This window comes from Rathayibacter sp. VKM Ac-2803 (assembly GCF_009807175.1).
Classification (GTDB): Bacteria; Actinomycetota; Actinomycetes; order Actinomycetales; family Microbacteriaceae; genus Rathayibacter.
The window spans coordinates 239,049-258,274 of record NZ_WUCD01000001.1 but is presented as its reverse complement, the minus strand read 5'-3'; the positions used below and the strand labels follow the sequence as shown (position 1 = coordinate 258,274).

The window sequence follows — 19,226 nt, the reverse complement described above, 5'->3', positions numbered from 1 at the left end:
TGGGTCTCGATACGCCCCTGCGGGGCTACTCGACCAGCATGGATGGTTCGACCAGCGGGCTGCTCGCGAGGGAGGATCAGCCCTCCAGCACGGAGGCGTACACAGCGAGGTAGTCGTCGACCATCCGCTCGACGGCGAAGCGCCGGCGCGCCGTCGACCGCACGACGGCGCGGTCGAGGAGGGCTGCGCGCGTCACCGCGGCGACCGCCTCCTCGCGGGACCCGACCGCGAAGCCGGTGACGCCCTCGTCGATGACCTCGGGCATCGAGCCGCGCCGGTACGCGATCACCGGGGTGCCGCACGCCATCGCCTCGACGACCGACAGCCCGAACGGCTCGTCGAAGCCGATCGGGTGCAGCAGCGCGAGCGCCGAGCCGAGCACCCGCGCGCGCTCGACCGGGCCGACCGAGCCGAGGTGCACGACGCTCGTGCCGTCGACGAGCGGCTCGACCTCGTCGCGCCAGTAGCGCTCGTCCTGCACGATGCCGCAGATCACGAGCCGGCGGCCGGCCTCGGCGGCGATGCGGATCGCCTCCGCGGTGCCCTTGTCGGGGTGGATGCGGCCGAGGATCACGAGGTCGTCGCCTCCGGGGCCGGCCGGGAACTCGTCGATGTCGATGCCGTGGTGCACCGTCGCCGCGTACTCGAGCTCGGGCGAGCGGTCGCTCGACGAGATCGACACCAGGTGGGCGGTCAGCGGATGCCGCAGCGCCTCGCGGTAGGCGGGCAGGATCTCGGGCCCAGAGAAGCCGTGCACCGTCGTCACCAGCGGCACCGGCCACTGCGCGGCGAGGGCGAGCGGCAGCCAGTCGAGGTGGTTGTGCACGAGGTCGAAGTCCCGGGCGCGATCGAGCACGGCGGCGATGTGCAGCGCCTCCCAGACCCGCCCGTCGCGGCCCGACTCGGCGTAGCCCGTCGGGGCCACCGACTCCAGCGTCGCGGTGGTCACGGAGTCGCCGGTGGCGAACAGCGTGACGTCGACGCCGCGCCGCACCAGGCCCTCGGCCAGGAGGCTCGCGACCTGCTCCCACGGGCCGTAGTGGCGCGGCGGAGTGCGCCACGCGATCGGCGCGAGCATCGCGATCCGCAGACCGGTCACGCGGGAGTCATCGCGTCCAGCAGGTCGTCCACCTCGATCGAGGCCACCCCGATCCGCACGTCGCCGATCCCGAACGGGATCCACACCACGCCCTCGTGCAGCACCGAGCCGCAGCTGTAGACCACGTTGGGCACGTAGCCGTCCTGCCGCTCGCCGTCGGGCTCGAGCAGCGGAGTCGTCAGCGACGCGAGGACGACGCGGGGATCCTCGAGGTCGAGCAGCATCGCGCCCAGACTGTAGCGGCGGAGTGGTCCGACTCCGTGCGTGACGACCAGCCAGCCGCGGTCGGTCTCGATCGGCGGTCCGCAGTTGCCTCGCTGCACCGCGTCCCAGAGGTGGCGCGGAGGCTCGAGCTCGGCGATGTCGTCCCAGTGCCGCCCGTCCTCGGAGCGCGCGAGCGTGTTGGTGTCGCCGTCGGTGCGGCTCAGCGCGTAGAGCACGCCGCCGATCGCCCGCGGGAACAGGGCCATGCCCTTGTTGCCGGCGGGCTCGCCCGTGAGCTGGTGGGTGTCGAACGTCTGCAGATCGCGCGAGACCAGGAGGCGCGACGAGATCGTCGAGCCGTCGTACGCCGTGTAGGTGGCTCGGTACTCGCCCGAGACGTCGAGGGTGAAGCGGGCGTCCTCCATGCCGTGCGACTCCTGGGCGGCGGAGGGGATCAGCGTGCGCTGGGCGAGCGCCTCGCCGAGCGGGAACGACGCGCGGTAGGCCGAGCGGGCGGTGCCGCGCAGGGCGGCGAAGGCGGCGGGCGCGTCGTGGCGGCGGGTGAGCGGAGCGGGCAGCGCGGCGATCACGGGGTCGAGGTCGTCGGCCGTGAAGGTCTCGGGCAGCGCGCGCAGCACGGCGAGCGCGACCTCGCCGGGGTTCGGGCCGAGGGCGGCACGCAGGTGCGCGACCGTCCACGTGCCGGGGGAGATCTCGGCGGCGGCGGGGGCGCCTCCGCGATCGTCGAAGGCCCAGGTGCGGCCGGGCCCGATGACGGCCGAGGCGAAGCCGATCGAGGAGCGGTGCCCCTCGCCGATCTGGCGGACCGAGAGGGCGACGCGCAGCTGCCCCTCCCCGAGCCCCGACTGGTCGGGGTGCGGCATCGCGCTCGGGTTGCAGAGCGCCGCGCCCTCGAGCGCGTACTCGGCGGTGAACGCCGCTCCGATCACGAGCACGCGCGGGTCGTCGGCCGCGACTCCCTCGACCGCGGCGTGCTCGCGGAGGGTCGTCTCGCCGTCGGCGGCGCGGGCCGCGGACATCGCCCGCACGTCGCGGAGGGCGTCGGCGAGCTCGGCGTCGGTGAGCGCGCGGATCCGCTCGAGGATCTCGCTGACCCGCGACCGGGTCTCGGTGGGCGCGGAGCCCGGCAGGTAGAGCTGCCAGAGCACGCGCGAGGCGTCGGAGTCGAGGGTCGCGTCGTGCACGCGCAGTCCGGGGGTCATCCCGACACCGCCGCGATGCTCGTCAGTGTCGCGAGCCGGTCGCCGGCGCGGGTCGGCATGAGCGCCGCGCGACGCACGACCAGCGAGGTGTGCAGGGCGGCGATGGTCGACTCCGCGCCCCTGTTCTCGTTGCGGCCGTCCCGCTCGAGGCCGTCGAAGCCGGCGCCGGTGGCGAGGTCGACCATGGCGGTCCCGGAGTCGTTCACGCCGTGGAACCAGGCCCAGCACGAGGCCAGGCCCTCGCGCCAGAGCGGATCCTCCTCGAGGGTCAGCGCGCGGGCGCAGGCCGCCGCGATGGCCGCGACCTCGATCGGCTGCTGGTCGAAGAGGGGGCTGCCGCGCTCGTCGGGGTCGCGCCCCGACCAGCCGGTCACCGAGAGGTGGCCGTCGAGCGACTCGATCTCGAGCAGGAACGCCAGCGTCTCGACGCCGCGCTCGAGCAGCACCGGGTCCTCCAGCGCCTCGCCCGCGGCCAGCAGGGCCTCGGGGAGGCAGCCGTTCGCGTAGCGCAGGCGCGGCTCGGGCCACGGCCAGGCCGGGTCGGAGCCGCCGAGCAGCGCGGGGGCGGCGTCGCGCAGGAGCTGGGCGGCGGACGCGGAGTGCGGACGCACCGCCATCACCTCGGCGGCACCGAGCGCGGCGAAGGCCATCGAGCGCAGGTGCGGCGAGCGCTGCTCGGCGAGGTGCAGGAAGAGCTTCATCGCGCGGCGCCGGGTCAGCGGGAGCTCGGCGCTCGCGGCGACGACTCCGGCGGCCCAGACGCTGCGGCCCCACCAGTCGCCGACGCCTGAGTCGTCGGTCCACTCGCCCTCGGGCGACATGCGGTTGTGGACGGTGCCGTCCGCCTCCACCGCGCCCTCGAGGAAGCGGAGGTACTGCTCGGTGAGGCGCCGGGTGCGGTGCGACTGCTCCGGCTCCTGGGCCACGACGAGGAGCGCCCGCGCCGCGTCGTCGACGCAGTAGCCGTGCTCGCGGCGGGGCGCATCGAGCTGCGCGTGCTCGAAGAGGCCGAGCTCGTCGGTGAGCGCGTCGAGGTGCGCGTAGGGCAGGCGCGCGGGGGAGAGGCGCGCGGGGCCGGTCACGCGGCACGCTCCAGGCGGAGGCGCTCGGCCAGCGCGAGGAAGCGGCCGGCCGCCTCGGGCCAGGACAGCACCGACGAGTCGGGGGTCGGCGCGATGTCGGCGGGGGCCGCGGCGGCCTCGCGCAGCACGTCGCGCAGGGCGAGCGCCATCGCGGCGGGATCCTGATGAGCGACGGCGCGGCCCTGCGGCCCGCCGAGCAGCTCGAGCGCGTGCGGGAACGAGGTCGCGACGACCGGGCGACCCGCCGCGAGCGCCTCCACGAGCACGCCCGAGGTGACCTGGTTGCGCGAGTCGTAGGGCAGCAGCACCGCATCCGCTCCCGACACCGCGCCGGCGAGCTGGCCCGCGTCGAGATAGCGGCCGTCGAGCACGACATCGTCCTCGAGCCCGAGCTCGGCGATCAGCGCGGCGAGCGAGTCGCGGTACGCCTCGCCCTGCGACGCGACGACCTTGGGGTGGGTCTGGCCGTAGACGGTGTAGCGGGCGCGCACTCCGAGCCCGCGCAGCTCGGCCATCGCGCGGATGCCCCACTCGATGCCCTTGCCCGGGCCGATCAGGCCCCAGGTGATGATCTGCGGGGCGCCGGTCCCCGTGGCGCGGCCGCCGGTCCAGACGGGGACGCCGTGCGCGATCAGCCCGACCTTGCGGCTCTCGACCGAGTAGCAGCGCTCGAGGATCTCGGCGGCGACCTCGGTCATCACGACGACGGCGTCGGCGAGGGCGGCGACGCGCTCGAGGACGAGGCGCTGGTTGTCGCTGGGCGTCTCGAGGACGGTGTGCAGGACGACGATCGCCGGGACGACCAGCTCCTCCATGACGGCGAGGACCTCGTCGCCGTCGCGACCGCCGAAGATGCCGTACTCGTGCTGGATCACGGCGACCTCGGCGCGGTTGAGCTCGGCGGCGGCGCGCTCGATGCTCGCCCGGTCGCCGGCGACGAGCTCGGCCACGACCTCGACGCCGGGCATCGGCGGGGTGGAGCCGGGGACGGCGAGCTCGTCCATCACGCGCACGGTGCGGATCGACGCGCCGTGGTCGGCGACGAGGGCGCCGGCGAGCGCCTCCGAGAAAGTGGCGAGGCCGCAGCGGGTGGGCGGGAACGTCGAGAGGAGACCGACGGAGGGCCCGGTCTGAGCGGCGCGGGACGAGAGGGGGAGGGGGTGCTCCATGCGGACTCCAGTCGTGGGTGCGGAGCGCTCCTCTTGTCGAGGGGTTCCGCGAGCGGTCGGGACGTCTGCCGGTCGGCACCTCCCGAGGGATCGCAGCGCGGATCCGGTCCACGGCGGACCTGCTGGCCGTGAGTAGCGTCACCCTAGTAGGGGTATCCGAACGGACGGGGTCGCGTCGCGTTTTTCGGACAGCGCCGCGGAGGCGGATCAGCGGGTGCGGGCCACCGTCAGGGTCACCAGGGCCGCGCAGATCAGGGCGAGCGCGACCAGCACGCCGCCGACGCCGAGCGGGCCCGCGAGCAGCGGAGTCGCGAGAGCGGCGACCGCGCCCGGCAGCACCAGTCGCGCGGGCATCGGCTGCTCCGCGCCGAGCGGGGAGTGCACCGCCCAGAGCAGCAGCAGGTAGGCGGCGACCGGCACCGCCACCGCCGCTCCGATCACCGCGTTCGCCGCCTCGAGGTGCCCGGCGGTCGCCGCGACCGCCGCCTCGAGCCCCGAGCCCAGCGCGCCCAGCGCCGCGAAGATCACGAAGTGCGCGTAGCCCCAGAGGTACGAGAGGGTGCGCCGGCGCTCCAGCAGCTCGCCCGACGGATGCAGGTAGTACAGCCACCAGAGCGCGAAGACGATCACCAGCGCGCACGCCGAGACGAGGACGAGCGAGGGGCTGACGCCTCCCTCCGACAGCGCGCGCTGCACCCCCGAGACCGCGGCGAGCACGCTCTCGCCGAGCAGGATGATCGTGAACAGCCCGTACCGCTCGGCGATGTGGTGCGGATGCCAGCTCGGCTCGCCCGCCCGCGCCGACCACAGCGGCACGCAGATCTCGAGCAGGGCGAGCACGACGAAGCTCGCGACGGCGAGCTCGGGCGGCAGCAGGAGCCGCAGCAGCCAGCCGACCTGCACGAGCGAGAAGCCGACGGCGCTGCGCAGGGCCGAGGTGCGATGCTCCGGAGTCGACACCGCGACGCGGATCCACTGACTCACCAGCGCGAATCGCATGATCGCGTAGCCGATCGTGATCGCCGTGAAGTCCCCCTCCTCGAACGCGGTCGGCACGCCCGCGGCGAGGACCAGCACGCCTCCCATCTGCGCCAGCGTCAGCAGGCGGTAGGGCACGTCGTCGGTGTCGTAGCCGGAGGCGAACCAGGTGAAGTTCATCCACGCCCACCAGATCGCGAAGAACACCATCGCGAACGGGCCGACGGTCTCGCCGAGGTGCCCCTCCTCGACGGCGTGCGCGAGCTGGACGACGATCTGCGCGATCGCGACGACGAACGTGAGGTCGACGAGCAGCTCGAGCGGCGACGAGACCCGGTGCGGCTCGTCGATCGCGCGCGGCCGCATGCTCACGCGGAGGGGGTGCGCGGGAGTTCCGGTGGCGTCCATGCGCTCATCCTGCCGCGCGCGCCGGTCCCTCCTCCCGCGCGGCACCCCCGACCCTCCAGAAGTTGTCGTACTCGGGCGTCGAACACGACGACTCGTGCGGACTCGACCGTCCGGGTGCCCGATCCGCCCCTCCACTCCTCAGAAGTTGCGGTAGTGGCGCGCGATTACCGCAACTTCCGCGGAGTCGCGGGGGTCGCCCGTGGCCGGTGCGTCAGGAGTCGCGCCCCTTGCGACGACGTCGGCGCGTGCGCTCCGTGTAGCGTCGCAGCCATGCCCTGGGGACGCGCGTACTTCGCCGCGCAGGCCCTCGGCGGCGCCGTCTGGTGGGTCGCCGTGGCTCTCTCGCCGCTCGTCCGCACCGCGACCCTCGGCTCGCTCGACCCCGTCCCGATCGCCGCGCTCGACCTCCCGCTGTTCGTCGGCGCCTCCGCCCTGGCCGCCGCCGGCCTGCGCTGGGCGGCGGTGCTCGCGACGGCCTGGACCCTCGTCGTCGCCTCCTCCCTCGCCGTGTACGCGACCGTCACCACGGAGGCGGGCTGGGGCGTCCTCGCGATGCTCGCGGCGTCCGGCGGCTCGGTCGCCGCGCTCTGCCTCCTGACGCTCGGCCGCATCCCGACCCGCTGGATCGCGTCAGGACCCTTCGCGTTCCGGCTCGCCTCCTCCGGTCGCCGCCCGCTCGCGCACCTCGCCGCGACGCTCGGGCAGATCGTCGTGTTCTGGGGTGGCGCGCTCGCGGTCGTCCCCGTCGTGATCGCGGCACTGGAGGCGCGCTGGGCCGTCGCGCTCCCGTTCCCGCCGGTCGCGTGGCCGGCCGGTCTCGCGCTGCTCGTGCTGGCCAGCGCCCTCGGACTCTGGTCGGCGCTCTCGATGTCGCTGCTCGGCGACGGCACGCCCCTGCCGATCGCGATGCCGAACCGGCTCGTGATCGCCGGCCCGTACCGGTGGGTGCGCAACCCGATGGCCGTGGCGGGCATCAGCCAGGGCGTCGCCGTGGGGCTGCTGCTGTCGTCGTGGCTCGTCGTGGTCTACGCGCTGCTCGGCTCGCTGCTCTGGAACTACGCCGTCCGCCCCCTCGAGGAGGCCGATCTCGAGGCCCGCTTCGGCGACTCCTTCCGCCGCTACTGCTCACGTGTGCGCTGCTGGCTCCCGCGCTGGCCGCCGGTCCCGCGCGGGTAGACCTCCGGCTCGCAGGATCGAGTTCGGCTCGCAGGATCCGGCCTTTCCTGCGAGCCGAACGTCATTCCGCGAGCCGGAGGTGCCCAGCGGGCCGGGCCGCGCCGAGGCTGCCCCGCAACGCGCCACCCGCGCCGAGCGAGCACCGCCCCCCTGCGACTCAGCCGCTAAGCCGCTGCCGGCTCCCGCCGCGCCCGCGCCTCGATGACGAGGCTCACCACGAGCCCGACCGCCACGAGCACGATGGCCACCCACGGCAGCACCTCGAGCCCCGCCGCGTCGATCGCCACACCGCCGACGATCGCGCCGCCGCCGATGCCGATGTTGAACGCCGTCGTCTGCAGCGCCGCCGCCAGACTCCGCAGCTGGAACGACGACGTCCGCAGCATGCGCGTCTGCAGCATCACCGGGATCCCGCCGAACGCGATGTTCCAGATCACGGCGGCGGCGACCACCGCGGCCGCCGCTCCGGACGAGGCGGCGGCGGCCAGCCCCGCCAGCGCGAGCAGCACACCGATCGCGGCGATGATGAAGCCCGAGCGGGGGAGACGGTCGGTCGCGAAGCCGGCGAGCACGAGGCCGACGGCCCCCGCGCCTCCGAAGGCGAACAGCACCAGCGGGATGCTGTCGGGCGAGAACGACGCGTTCTCGAGCCACGGCGTGATGTAGGTCGAGAGCGTGTTCTGGCCGATCAGCACCAGGAGGATCACCAGGCACACGCCGAGGATGCGCGGCAGCGTGCGGTCCTTGCGCGCAGGCAGCCGGATCTCCCCGGTCCTCACCGGCACGCGGTGGTCGACCGCGGGCAGGAACTTCACCACGACCAGCGCGAGGACGAGCACGATCCCGCCGAGGATGGCGAAGGTCGGCCGCCAGCCGAACGCGTGACCGAGCGCCGTTCCGACCGGAACGCCCAGGACGAACGCGGCGGAGCCTCCGCCCGCCGTGATCGCGGTCGCGCGGCCCAGCTGCTCGGGCGAGACGAGGTGGGCGGAGTAGGCGGCGACCACCGACCAGAACAGGCCGTGCGCGAGTCCGCCGACGATGCGCGCGCCGACGAGCAGCTCGAACGTGGGCGCGAGGGCGGCGAGCACGTTGGCCACCGCGATGGTGCACAGCGCCACCAGCACGAGGCCCTTCCGCGAGAAGCGCTGCGTCACGAGCGTCAGCGGAGTCGTGGCGACCACGACGGTCGCCGCGAAGATCGTCACGAGCTGGCCGGTCAGCGAGATGCTGACGCCGAGATCGCGCGACATGTCGGGGATCAGCCCGGTCGGCAGGAACTCGCTCGTGACCGAGACGAAGATGGCGCCGGCCAGGGTGAGCAGGCCGATCCAGGGGAACGGAGGAGTGTTGGTGGCGGTCGGCGAGGCGGTGTTCTGAGGGGTGTTCACAGTGTCCTGAGGAAGGGGTGCGGGAAGCGACCATCAAGCCTCGCACGCCCGCGCCGCGAACGGGCGCCTCCCGTCGAGCGGGACCGCGGCCGACCCCGACTGTTCACTCCCGCCACTCGCTAGCACCTCCGCCACCGTCGAGGAACCGGGTGACGGGACCCGCGCGGGAGGCGTTCGCTGGAGTCGAGCGGCAGCAGCCGCACGACGGAGGACCCATGCCCGACCAGCCCGTGCCCGACCAGACAGCGCCCGACCAGCCCATGCCCGACCAGCCCATGCCCGACCAGACCGCGCCCGACCAGACCGCGCCCGATCAGTACACGTTCACGAACCCCGCGACGCAGTACCCGAACGTCACCCCGCCCGTCCAGCAGCAGCCCGAGCCCGGCCTCCAGTCGCGGATGACCCCAGTCCCCGACCTCGGCGAGCACAGCTACCGCGGCACCGGGCGCCTCGCCGGCCGACGTGCTCTGATCACGGGCGCCGACTCCGGCATCGGCGCCGCGGTCGCCATCGCCTTCGCGCGAGAGGGCGCCGACATCGCCCTCTCCTACCTCCCCGACGAGGAGGCCGACGCGCAGCACGTCGTCGAGCTCATCCGGGCGGCGGGCCGCACCGCGATCCCGATCCCCGGCGACCTCACCGACGCGCAGTACTGCTCCGACCTCGTCGCGCAGGCCGTCGAGGGCCTCGGCGGACTCGACGCCGTCGTCAACATCGCCGGCAAGCAGATCTGGCAGGACGACATGCTCGAGCTCACCGACGAGCAGTTCGAGACGACCTTCGCGGTCAACGTGTTCGCGCCGTTCCGCATCATCCGCGCCGCCCTCCCGCACCTGCCCGCGGGGTCCACGATCATCAACACGGCGTCGGCGGAGGCGCACACGCCCGCCCCCGACCGCCTCGACTACGCGATGACCAAGGGCGCGATCAACAACCTCTCGAAGGGCATGGCGCAGCAGCTGGCCGCGAAGGGCATCCGCGTGAACGTCGTCGCTCCGGGCCCGACCTGGACCGTGCTGCAGGTCACCGGCGGAGTCGACCCCGAGTCCCTGCCCGACTTCGGCTCGAGCGAGGCCCCGATGGGCCGCGCCGCGCAGCCCGCCGAGCAGGCCCCCGCCTACGTGTTCCTCGCCTCCGCCGAGTCGAGCTACGTGATCGGCGAGACCCTGAACGTGAACGGCGGCATGGTCTCGCCGTGAGTGCGGCCGGAGCCGCGTTCGGCTCGCGAGAACACGTTCGGCTCGTCAGAACCACTGGATTCCGCGAGCCGAACGTGATTCTGCGAGCCGAACGTGGTTCCGCGAGCCCGCGGTGGTCGATCCGACAGCGAGTCGACACCTGCGACTCGCCACGAACGGGGCCCTAGAGCTCGCGTGCGCCCCCTCACCCGTCCACTGGCGCTTCGCAGTCCCGTCGAGTGGGCTCGAAACGGCCCCTCGCCCTCACCCACGGCCCGCTCCGCGTCGACTCGCGCGAAGAGGCACCGCCCGGCCCGCCGCCGGCGAGCGGTCACGCAGTGCGTCCTCGGCGCGACTCGGCCGTGGCCGCCTCCGTCGTCAGCACGCCCGACACCTCGCCACGGGACGTGCCGGAGCAGTGGGTGCGACCGGTGGCCGCACCCACTGCGGATCTAGCTCGGCTTGACCGCTGCGCTGGCCTTGACGAGCGTCGTGTAGCCCGTCTTCGTGCCGGTCACCTTGACGGTGATCGACGCCGCCTTGTCGGCGGTGACGAGCTTGTAGGTCGACGCGGTCGCGCCCGAGATCGCCGTGGTGCCACGGAACCACTGGTAGGTCAGCGCGACCGGCGCGGGCGTCCACGTGCCGGGCGTGGCGGTGAGGACCTGTCCGACCCTGGCCGTGCCGGAGATCGTGGGCGTCGCTCCGACGAGCGTGCCGTTGGCGACGGCCGCGGTGGTGGCGCTCGTCTTGGTGGCGGGGGAGTAGCCGGGCTTGGTCGAGGTGACCGAGACCGTCAGGGTCGCGCCGGCGTCGGAGCCCTTGAGGACGTAGGTCTTCGACGTGGCGCCCGAGATGTAGACGCCGTTGTTCTTCTTCCACTGGTAGCTGAGCGTGGTTCCCGCGTCCCAGGTGCCCGCATTCGCGGTGAGGGTGGAGCCGACCTTGAGCGTGCCGGTGATGGTCGGCGTGGGCATGAGGGTCTGCAGCGCGGCCTTGACGGTCGTCGCAGCGCTCGTCTTCGTGACCGCGGTGTACCCGGTCTTGGTGCCCGTGACGCTCACGGTGATCGCGGCGCCGGCGTCGGCCGTGGCCAGCGTGTAGGTGGAGGCGGTGGCTCCGCTGATCGCGACGCCTCCGCGCTTCCACTGGTACGCGAGAGTGACGGGGGCGGGGGTCCAGGTGCCGGGCACGGCGGTCAGCTTCTGGCCGACCGTCGCGGTCCCGGTGATCGTCGGCGTCGGGCCGGTGATGACGGCAGCGCTCGTGACGGCCGCCGTGGTCGCCGACGTCTTGGTGGCGGGGGAGTAGCCGGGCTTGGTGCCGGTGACGCTGACGGTGAGCGTCGCTCCGGCGTCGGCCGCCTTCAGGACGTACGTCTTCGCGGTCGCGCCGGAGATGTACGTGCCGCCGTTCTTCTTCCACTGGTAGGTCAGCGTCACGCCCGTATCCCACGTGCCGGGATTCGCCGTCAGCGTCGATCCGACGGTCGTCGACCCCGAGATGGTGGGCGTCGGCATCAGCGTCTGCAGCGGCAGCCCGACCTGGACGGCGGAGCTGGTGCGGGTGGCGGGGGTGTAGCCGGTCTTGGTGCCGGTGACGCTGACGGTGAGCGAGGTGCCCGCGTCGGCGGAGGCGACGACGTACGTGTTCGAGGTCGCGCCGGCGATCGCGGTGCCGTTGCGCTTCCACTGGTAGGCGAGGCTGACGGGCGCCGGGCCCCAGTTGCCGGGGTTCGCCGTGAGGGTGCCGCCGACGGCGGAGGAGCCGGTGACGGTCGGGACGGAGTTGGTGAGCGAGCCGGTGGTGATGGGGACGGCCGCGCTGGTCCGGGTCGCCTTCGCATAGCCGGCCTTCGTGCCGGTGACCTGCACGCTGATGGCTCGACCGGCGTCATAGGTGGACACGACGTACTGAGACGCGGTCGCACCCTCGATCGGGTAGCCGTCGACCAGCCACTGGTAGCCGAGCGTCACCGGCTGCGGACCCCAGGTGCCCGGAACCGCGGTCAGCGTGTCGCCGACGGCGCCCGAGCCGGTGATCGTCGGGGTCGGGGCGGTGAGGGTGCCGACGTTGGTGAGCTTCAGGACGAAGTCGCCCTCGTAGAAATCGAAGCTGGACACCTGGAGGAAGTAGGTCTTCCCGGCTTGCACCGCGAAGCTCGCGTTGGCTCGCTCGAAGGAGTAGTCGGTCTCACCCGTGCTTCCCGTCTCGGTGTACTGGTACGGGCACGCGAGCATTGCACCAGGAGTGACGCCATCGGAGTCGTAGACCCCGAGGTTCACGGGCGAGAAGCTTTCACCGAGGTCCGCCTTAACACTTCCGTTGGCGGGTGCGCGGTACTTGTACCAGACGGATCCCATGAAGGGGTTGTAGTCGCACCCCGCGTAAGGCTCGTACCAGTTGCTGTCGATCTTCGCCGTCGAACCCTGGACCGTCGCCGGAATGGTCGAGATCGTCGATGCCGACGCATAGGTGGTGTTCGGGACGGCGGCGCTGCCGGAGAGGAAGAAGTCGACGGGTGAGGTCGCGTACTCACCGAAACTGGCTTGGAAGTAGTAGGTCTTCCCGGCTTCCGCTTGAACGAAGTTCTGACCCCGGTATCCGACCTCGGTGCAGCTGATCCGAGTGGCGTCCGTCGTCGGGCCATCGGCGAAGGCGCTGATGATGGGCGCCGAGCCGCTGAACGTCAGCGTCTGTCGCTTGGTGGAGACGTACTTGAACCAGATGGATCCGGTGCCATAAGTGAAGAATTCGGAGTAGTCCGGATCCGTCGTCCGGCAGGTCGAGTCCTCGCCCGCCGAGAGGGTCGCGCCGTCGTACTGCGCGCCGTAAGCCGAGAACGGCAGGCTCGTCACGACCGTCGCGTTCTCGCGCAGGTCGTTCGCCGGAGGCGCGACAGCGGCGAGGCCCTGGGGCGCCGCCTCGGGTGCGGCCTGGCGAGCGGCGGGCTCGTCGGTGTGCCACTCGCCGGCGGTCGTCGAGACGGGCTCGGCCGCGACGGCGGCGGCCGCCGGGGCGACGAGGAGGCCGAAGCCGACCGCGAGGGCTGTGGCGAGGGCGAGGACCCGCGAGCGGGCAGGGCGGTACAGCGGCATGGCGGGACTCCAGGGAGCGTGCGACGGATCGGGTGGCGGTGCTGCACCTGCAGAATCCGATCGCGGGACGTTCCGCGCCTATCGGGGGAGGGCAGCTCAGCATGGTGCCTTTCACAGGAGGCGCATAGGACCCTTTCGGGGGCGCCGACCGTCACGTTCTCGGTGACACAGCCCGGGTCGCACTGCGCTCGCGGGGATGGCGAGCCGTCCGCCGCCCTGCCCGCACTCCTCCCGCCAGTAGAACTACGCGCCTTCGGGGCTCTGCCTCGCGGTCCGGAGGCACGACACCGTCGGACGCGGACCGGCCCCTGGCGCTGGCGCGCACCCCGTTCCGCGCCCACTCGCGCTCTGCCTTACTCGCGAATGGACGAGAACGGGTCTCTCGAGCGCGCGCTCACCCCACTCCGCGTCCACTGGAGGCTCGTCCTGCGACGGAGCCCGAGTCGGGACGCCGCCTCGCGCACCTCCTGGTCGAGGACCCGAGCGTCACCGCGGTCTTCTGCGGCAACGACGAGATCGCGATGGGCGTGATCAAGGGCATCACGGAGGCGGGCAGGCGGGTCCCCGAGGACATCAGCGTCGTCGGCTTCGACGACCACCCGCTCGCGCGCATGTGGACGCCCGGCCTGACGACCGTGCGCCAGGACTTCGCGGGCCTCGGTCGCCGCGGCTTCCGCCTGCTGCTGCGGGCGATGGACGGCGAGACCGGCGCGATCTTCTCGACCGAGCGCCCCGAGCTCGTCGTGCGCGAGAGCTCGGCGCCGCCGCCCGCGCGGGGCTGACGCGACCCGCCTCAGCTCCCCTCCGGGAACACGACCCCCTTCTGCAGCACGAAGCAGCCCCAGGGCGCCGGATCGAGCACGTGCACCACCGCGAACGCCGCCCTGGCCCGGGCGTAGAACTCGAGTCGGGGGATCACGCCCCACTGCAGCGGCTCGGGATGCGACGCCCGCGCCAGCTCGAGCACGGCGTCCTGCTCCGGAGTCGTCCGCGACGGATCCCCGTCCACCTCCATCCGCTCGAGCGGCGTCGGCACGAAGACGTCGAGCGGGAACACGCTGAGCACGGCGCCCATCGCGCGGCTCATCGTCGCCTCGCCCAGGCGCACCACCGGCCGGCCGGTCGCCACGGCGGGGAAGTTGCGGTCGACGAGCAGCAGCTGGTCGCCGTGGCCCATGTCGTCGAGGAGGTGCAGCAGCGCGCCCGGGAGGAGGGGGTCGATGCCCTTCAGCATCGCCGCGCTCCGGCGGATCGGGCGGGGGGCGGGAGAGCGGTCATCGGTCGTCCTTCTCGTCATCGAGCGGCTGAACGGTCGCAAATTGGCGAACCGGTTGACACGCTACCGCGGCGCGTGGCACCGTGACGAGCGACAGGACCCCGCCGGTGCCCCGGATCGGGGGCCGAGCATCCGCCGCCCGTTCACCGCCGAACACCGCTTTGGAGCGACAACGATGTCCCGATCCTCCCGACGATCCCTGCGACCCTGGATGGTCATCGCCGCGCTGGCGCTCGTCGTCCTCGTGGGGGCGGCGTTCAACGTCAAGGTCGTCAGCACGTCCGACGCCGACGCGGCCGAGACCCAGGGCCAGCTCGATCCGGCCGCCTACGCCGCCGACCGGTTCGACGACATCGTCGCCCAGGTCGAGGAGGAGGCCGTCCCGCTCCCCGAGCTGCTCACTCAGCTCGCCGGCGGCGCGGACGAGGCCGACTTCGGCAACACGTCCGGCGCCAGCAGCGCCTACGCGTTCCCGGTCACCTTCACCGCGGTCGCGGGAGCGGCGACGCCGCCGATCCTCCCGGTGACCGTCGAGGGCGTCCCCGCCGAGACGACCGTGCAGGTGCAGGTCGGGCCGGCGCTGAACGGCACGGCGCTCCGCGACGTCACGGGCGAGATCTCGTTCAACGAGTTCACCAACCAGCTCGAGTACCAGAACGTCTCGACCCAGCTGAACGACCTCGTTCGCTCGGACGTCCTCGCCGACTTCGATGCCGCGGCGGCCGCGGGTCGGACGATCGAGGTCACCGGGGCCTTCCTCCGGGTGAACCCGAACCTCGTCTCGATCGTCCCCGTCTCGATCGAGGTCGTCGGATGACCGGGTCGCAGCCCCAGGTCGGCACCGTCGTCATGCGCGCGGTCGGCATCACCAAGACCTACGGCGCCACGCGAGCCCTCAAGGGGGTCGACTTCGAGATCCGCAGCGGGTCGGTGACCGTCCTGTTCGGCGAGAACGGCGCCGGCAAGTCGACGCTGATGAAGATCCTGAGCGGAGTCGAGACCCCCACGTCGGGCACGCTCGAGCTCGACGGGCGGCCTCTGCAGCTGCGCAACACGGTCGACGCGGTCGAGCAGGGCATCGCGATCATCCACCAGGAGCTGAGCCTCGCGCCGAATCTCAGCATCCAGGACAACATCTTCATGGGCCGCGAGATCGCCCGCGGGGGCCTGATCATCGACCGGCGCAGGCAGTCGACCGTGACCGCAGAGCTGCTCGAGCGCCTCCAGGAGCCGCTCGACCCCAAGACGCTGGTCGCCGACCTGAGGCTCGGGCAGCAGCAGCTCGTCGAGATCGCGCGCGCCCTGGCGGGCGACGCGCGAGTCCTCATCATGGACGAGCCGACCTCCGCCCTGAGCGGCAGTGAGGTGGAGGTGCTCTTCGACGTGATCCACGACCTCACCTCCCGCGGTGTCGCGATCGTCTACATCTCGCACCACCTCGAGGAGGCCCTCGAGATCGCGGATCACGCGGTCGTGTTCCGCGACGGCGACCTCGTCGCCCGGGGCGACCGTGACGAGATCGACATCAACTGGGTGATCTCGAACATGGTCGGCCGCAGTGCCGACGACCTCGACCCCGACCTGCTCGAGACGTTCGGCGAGCCCGTCCTCGAGATCGACGGAGTCAGCGTCGCCGACCCGTCGAACCCCCGCCGCCTGAGCGTCGACCGGCTCGACCTCACGGTGCGCGCGGGCGAGATCGTCTGCCTCTACGGCCTGATGGGCGCCGGTCGCACCGAGCTGCTCGAGGCCGTCGCCGGCCGTCTCGCGATCCGCACCGGAGACGTCCGGCTCAAGGGCGTCTCCGTGAAGGGGCTCGATGTGCGCGGGCGGATCGGGCGCGGTCTCGCGCTGGTCCCCGAGGATCGGCAGCGCGACGGGCTGGTGCAGACCATGTCGGTGGGCGAGAACCTGTCGCTCGCCTCGCTGCTCGACTTCGTGCGCGGCGGCTTCCTCCGCCGCGGACCCGAGAAGGCGTCGGTCGAGGCCGGTGTCCGCGACGTCCGTGTGAAGACCGCGGGTCCGAAGGCCTCGATCACCTCGCTCTCCGGAGGCAACCAGCAGAAGGTCGTCATCGGCAAGGTGCTGATGACGCAGCCCGACGTGCTGCTGCTCGACGAGCCGACCCGCGGCATCGACGTCGGCGCCAAGGCCGAGATCTTCGCGCTGATGGCGCGGGAGGCGCGGCGCGGCCTGGGCGTGCTCTTCGCGACGAGCGAGATCGGCGAGGCGCTCGGCGCCGCCAACCGCATCGTCGTCATGTCGAAGGGCCGCATCGTGCGCGAGTTCGACCCCCGTACCGCCCAGCGCGACGACGTCATGGTCGCGAGCGGCGAGACCCACCACGACCCCGACGAAGAGGCGGCACAGCGATGACCAGCACCACGACGGCTCCGAAGCGCGAGTTCGACCTCGGCGCCCTGCTGCTCGAGGGCCGGGCGTTCATCGCCCTGATCGTCCTGATCATCATCTTCTCGCTGATCTCGGACGCCTATCTGACCCTCCCGAACCTGATCACCATGACCCGGCACGTGGCGATGAACGCGATCCTCGCCCTCGGCATGCTGTTCGTGATCCTCAAGGGCGGGATCGACCTCTCGGTCGGCTCGACCGTGGGCCTCTCGGGAGTCGTGGCCGGCGTCCTGCTCCAGGGTCTGCGGATCGACAGCCTCGACGTGGTCCTGTACCCGGCGGTCTGGGTCGTCGTCCTCTGCTCGCTGCTCGTCGGCTCGCTCGTCGGCCTCGTCAACGGGCTGCTCGTGACCCGCTTCAACGTCGCTCCGTTCATCGCGACCCTCGGCATGCTCTACATCGCCCGGGGCGCGGCGCTCCTGATCTCGAACGGATCGACGTACCCGCGACTCCAGGGCGAGGAGGCCCTCGGCAACACCGGCTTCAACCTGATCGGCGGCGGCCGGATCCTCGGCATCCCGATGGCGATCTGGATCATGATCGTCTTCGCGGTGATCGCCCTGATCGTGCTGCGCAAGACTCCGTTCGGCCGCTGGGTCTACGCCACCGGAGGCAACGAGCGGGCTGCCGAGCTCGCCGGAGTGCCGACCAAGCGGGTCAAGATGAGCGTCTACGTCATCAGCGGCGTGTGCGCCGCGACGGCCGGGCTGATCATCTCGTCCGAGTTGACCGCGGCCGCCCCGCAGACGGGCGAGAGCTTCGAGCTCAACGCGATCGCGGCGGTCGTCATCGGCGGAGCCGCGCTGACCGGCGGCCGGGGCAACGTGCGCGGGGTGCTCCTCGGCGCCTTCGTGATCGGCTTCCTCAGCGACGGCCTCGTCATCGTCGGCGTCTCGACCTTCTGGCAGATCGCGATCAAGGGCGCCGTCATCATCCTGGCGGTCATGCTCGACCAGACCCAGCAGAAGGTCTCGCGCAACAAGAACGCGGCGCTCGCGTCGTCGAAGGCCTCCCCTCCGGAGTCGACCGCGACGACGGCCCACGAATCAGAGGCGAGCGGCGCCCAGTCGCCCGCCGGCAGGTCCTGACCGGCAACGGCGTCGGTCAGCCAAGAGAAACGAAAGGTACCGGACACATGATGCGACGCAAGATCTTCCTCGCCACCGCGACCGTGGCGGTCGCCGCCCTGACGCTCGTCGGCTGCTCCTCGGGCGGAGGAGCCTCCGACACGTCGAGCAGCGCGGCGGGCGAGTCCAGTGGAGGGGAGGCGGGCGGCCTCATCGCCATCATCACGCCTCCTCTCGAGAACCCGTTCTTCAAGGCCGAGGCCGACGCCGCCCAGGCAGAGGCGGAGAAGCTCGGCTACGAGACCTCCGTGGCGTCGCACGACGACGACCCCAACCGCCAGAGCGAGCTCATCGACTCCGCGATCAGCCAGAACGCGAAGGCGATCATCCTCGACAACGCGGGCGCCGACGCCTCCATCGGCCCCATCCAGAAGGCCGAGGACGCCGGAGTCGCGGTGTTCCTGGTCGACCGCGAGATCAACGCGACCGGCATCGCCAAGTCGCAGATCGTGGCGAACAACGCCCAGGGCGCTGCCGCGGTCGCCGAGGAGTTCGTGGCGGCGCTGCCCGAGGGCGGCAACTACATCGAGCTGACCGGCAAGGAGTCGGACACCAACGCCGGCGTCCGCTCCGAGGCCTTCGCGAGCGTCGTCTCGCAGTACCCCGCGCTCGTCCAGACCGCCAAGGAGACCGCGAACTGGAGCCAGGACGAGGCCTTCTCGAAGGTCGAGACCCTGCTCCAGCGCGACCCGAACGTGCAGGGCATCATCGCCGGCAACGACACGATGGCCCTCGGTGCCGTCGCCGCGGTCGAGGCCGCGGGTCTGCTCGACCAGATCAAGATCGTCGGCTTCGACGGCAGCCCCGACGCGGTCGAGGCGATCAAGGCGGGCAAGCTCGTCGCGACGGGACTGCAGCCGGCCGTGCTGATCTCGCAGCTCGCGGTGCAGCAGGCCGACGCGTACATCCAGAACGGCGAGACGGGCGAGGACGAGAAGCAGTCGATCGACTGCGTCGTCATCAACGCCGGGAACGCCGAGCAGTACACGCTGTTCGCCCTCGAGTAGAGGGTTCTGCGCAGCGGAAGCGACGGAGCGGGGGTGCCGGAGGGCGCCCCCGCTCCGTCGTCTCTTCTCTCGGCTCGACCGGCCCCACCTCCGGCTCGTCGAATCACGTTCGGCTCGTCAAACCGGGCGGATCCTGCGAGCCGAACAGTGTTTCGCGAGCCGGAGGTGCGCCCAGGCGTGGCGGAGGCCGGCACGGAGGTCGTAGTCCTCCGCAGGGCTCTCTCGGGGTCGAGTCGTCCGGTTCGATGTCCGTGGTCTGGTGGAGCGCTCGATCCGGGCGGAGCTGGCGCTCGCGTCGGGGGTGTCGGAGCGTGATGGCGTGTCATGGGGCGTTCGACCCGGACGCCGCGTCACCACACGACCGACCGCCCTCCCCGGCCGACCACCCGATCCTC

General features: G+C 72.2%; 15 protein-coding genes. 7 read left to right on the top strand and 8 right to left on the bottom strand.

Features of this window, described 5'->3' with window-relative positions; genetic code table 11:
• Positions 1-76: 76 nt before the first annotated feature.
• The 5 genes from GRS96_RS01105 to GRS96_RS01085 form a co-directional block, all read right to left on the bottom strand.
• Positions 77-1,099, bottom strand: a complete 1,023-nt coding sequence (locus GRS96_RS01105; RefSeq protein WP_236553535.1) for a glycosyltransferase family 4 protein — start codon at positions 1,097-1,099, stop codon at positions 77-79.
• Positions 1,096-2,526: a glycosylase gene (locus GRS96_RS01100; protein ID WP_159987483.1), complete on the bottom strand. Its 1,431-nt coding sequence runs from the start codon at positions 2,524-2,526 to the stop codon at positions 1,096-1,098. Before GRS96_RS01100 ends, GRS96_RS01105 begins: the two co-directional genes overlap by 4 nt.
• Positions 2,523-3,608, bottom strand: a complete 1,086-nt coding sequence (locus GRS96_RS01095) for a glycosyltransferase (RefSeq protein ID WP_159987482.1) — start codon at positions 3,606-3,608, stop codon at positions 2,523-2,525. Before GRS96_RS01095 ends, GRS96_RS01100 begins: the two co-directional genes overlap by 4 nt.
• The gene (locus GRS96_RS01090; RefSeq protein WP_159855318.1) at positions 3,605-4,777 is read right to left on the bottom strand and encodes a glycosyltransferase; all 1,173 of its coding nucleotides are present in this window, start codon (positions 4,775-4,777) and stop codon (positions 3,605-3,607) included. The genes GRS96_RS01095 and GRS96_RS01090 overlap by 4 nt, the downstream gene beginning before the upstream one ends.
• Before the next feature lie 207 nt (positions 4,778-4,984).
• Positions 4,985-6,163: a low temperature requirement protein A gene (locus GRS96_RS01085; RefSeq protein ID WP_204162012.1), complete on the bottom strand. Its 1,179-nt coding sequence runs from the start codon at positions 6,161-6,163 to the stop codon at positions 4,985-4,987.
• A gap of 270 nt (positions 6,164-6,433) precedes the next feature.
• Here GRS96_RS01085 and GRS96_RS01080 point away from each other — a divergent pair, with 270 nt between their 5' ends.
• Positions 6,434-7,339, top strand: a complete 906-nt coding sequence (locus GRS96_RS01080) for a methyltransferase family protein (protein ID WP_159987481.1) — start codon at positions 6,434-6,436, stop codon at positions 7,337-7,339.
• Positions 7,340-7,503: 164 nt separating this feature from the next.
• Here GRS96_RS01080 and GRS96_RS01075 read toward each other — a convergent pair whose 3' ends face one another.
• Positions 7,504-8,730 (bottom strand): MFS transporter, encoded by a 1,227-nt coding sequence (locus GRS96_RS01075; RefSeq protein ID WP_159987480.1) that lies wholly within the window; start codon positions 8,728-8,730, stop codon positions 7,504-7,506.
• A gap of 275 nt (positions 8,731-9,005) precedes the next feature.
• Between GRS96_RS01075 and GRS96_RS01070 the strand changes: the two genes are divergently transcribed.
• Positions 9,006-9,932: an SDR family oxidoreductase gene (locus tag GRS96_RS01070; protein WP_159989202.1), complete on the top strand. Its 927-nt coding sequence runs from the start codon at positions 9,006-9,008 to the stop codon at positions 9,930-9,932.
• Positions 9,933-10,363: 431 nt separating this feature from the next.
• Here GRS96_RS01070 and GRS96_RS01065 read toward each other — a convergent pair whose 3' ends face one another.
• Positions 10,364-13,009 carry a hypothetical protein gene (locus GRS96_RS01065; RefSeq protein ID WP_159987479.1) on the bottom strand — a complete coding sequence of 882 codons (2,646 nt, stop codon included), beginning with the start codon at positions 13,007-13,009 and terminating at the stop codon, positions 10,364-10,366.
• Positions 13,010-13,191: 182 nt separating this feature from the next.
• Here GRS96_RS01065 and GRS96_RS20545 point away from each other — a divergent pair, with 182 nt between their 5' ends.
• Positions 13,192-13,791, top strand: a complete 600-nt coding sequence (locus GRS96_RS20545) for a substrate-binding domain-containing protein (protein WP_159855603.1) — start codon at positions 13,192-13,194, stop codon at positions 13,789-13,791.
• An 11-nt stretch (positions 13,792-13,802) separates the two neighbouring features.
• On the opposite strand, the gene GRS96_RS01055 is transcribed toward GRS96_RS20545, so the two are convergent.
• Positions 13,803-14,243 carry an RbsD/FucU family protein gene (locus tag GRS96_RS01055; protein ID WP_159855326.1) on the bottom strand — a complete coding sequence of 147 codons (441 nt, stop codon included), beginning with the start codon at positions 14,241-14,243 and terminating at the stop codon, positions 13,803-13,805.
• A gap of 217 nt (positions 14,244-14,460) precedes the next feature.
• On the opposite strand from GRS96_RS01055, the gene GRS96_RS01050 reads away from it, so the two are divergent.
• From GRS96_RS01050 to GRS96_RS01035, 4 genes are read left to right on the top strand one after another with little or no spacing between them, the layout of a single operon-like run.
• Positions 14,461-15,102 (top strand): DUF2291 family protein, encoded by a 642-nt coding sequence (locus GRS96_RS01050; RefSeq protein WP_159987478.1) that lies wholly within the window; start codon positions 14,461-14,463, stop codon positions 15,100-15,102.
• Positions 15,099-16,661: a sugar ABC transporter ATP-binding protein gene (locus tag GRS96_RS01045; RefSeq protein WP_159855330.1), complete on the top strand. Its 1,563-nt coding sequence runs from the start codon at positions 15,099-15,101 to the stop codon at positions 16,659-16,661. Before GRS96_RS01050 ends, GRS96_RS01045 begins: the two co-directional genes overlap by 4 nt.
• Positions 16,658-17,785 (top strand): ABC transporter permease, encoded by a 1,128-nt coding sequence (locus GRS96_RS01040; protein WP_159855332.1) that lies wholly within the window; start codon positions 16,658-16,660, stop codon positions 17,783-17,785. Before GRS96_RS01045 ends, GRS96_RS01040 begins: the two co-directional genes overlap by 4 nt.
• 47 nt (positions 17,786-17,832) lie before the next feature.
• Positions 17,833-18,831, top strand: coding sequence for a D-ribose ABC transporter substrate-binding protein (locus GRS96_RS01035; RefSeq protein WP_159987477.1), 999 nt, complete (start codon positions 17,833-17,835; stop codon positions 18,829-18,831).
• The last annotated feature ends 395 nt before the right edge of the window (positions 18,832-19,226 follow it).

Bases quoted from the DNA above. Each gene is read 5' to 3' on its own strand.
- GRS96_RS01085 (WP_204162012.1), bottom strand. From the start codon at position 6,163: ATGGACGCCACCGGAACTCCCGCGCACCCCCTCCGCGTGAGCATGCGG.
- GRS96_RS01045 (WP_159855330.1), top strand. From the start codon at position 15,099: ATGACCGGGTCGCAGCCCCAGGTCGGCACCGTCGTCATGCGCGCGGTC.
- GRS96_RS01065 (WP_159987479.1), bottom strand. From the start codon at position 13,009: ATGCCGCTGTACCGCCCTGCCCGCTCGCGGGTCCTCGCCCTCGCCACA.
- GRS96_RS01055 (WP_159855326.1), bottom strand. From the start codon at position 14,243: ATGCTGAAGGGCATCGACCCCCTCCTCCCGGGCGCGCTGCTGCACCTC.
- GRS96_RS01090 (WP_159855318.1), bottom strand. From the start codon at position 4,777: ATGGAGCACCCCCTCCCCCTCTCGTCCCGCGCCGCTCAGACCGGGCCC.
- GRS96_RS01035 (WP_159987477.1), top strand. From the start codon at position 17,833: ATGATGCGACGCAAGATCTTCCTCGCCACCGCGACCGTGGCGGTCGCC.
- GRS96_RS01040 (WP_159855332.1), top strand. From the start codon at position 16,658: ATGACCAGCACCACGACGGCTCCGAAGCGCGAGTTCGACCTCGGCGCC.
- GRS96_RS01080 (WP_159987481.1), top strand. From the start codon at position 6,434: ATGCCCTGGGGACGCGCGTACTTCGCCGCGCAGGCCCTCGGCGGCGCC.
- GRS96_RS01100 (WP_159987483.1), bottom strand. From the start codon at position 2,526: ATGACCCCCGGACTGCGCGTGCACGACGCGACCCTCGACTCCGACGCC.
- GRS96_RS01070 (WP_159989202.1), top strand. From the start codon at position 9,006: ATGCCCGACCAGACCGCGCCCGACCAGACCGCGCCCGATCAGTACACG.
- GRS96_RS01050 (WP_159987478.1), top strand. From the start codon at position 14,461: ATGTCCCGATCCTCCCGACGATCCCTGCGACCCTGGATGGTCATCGCC.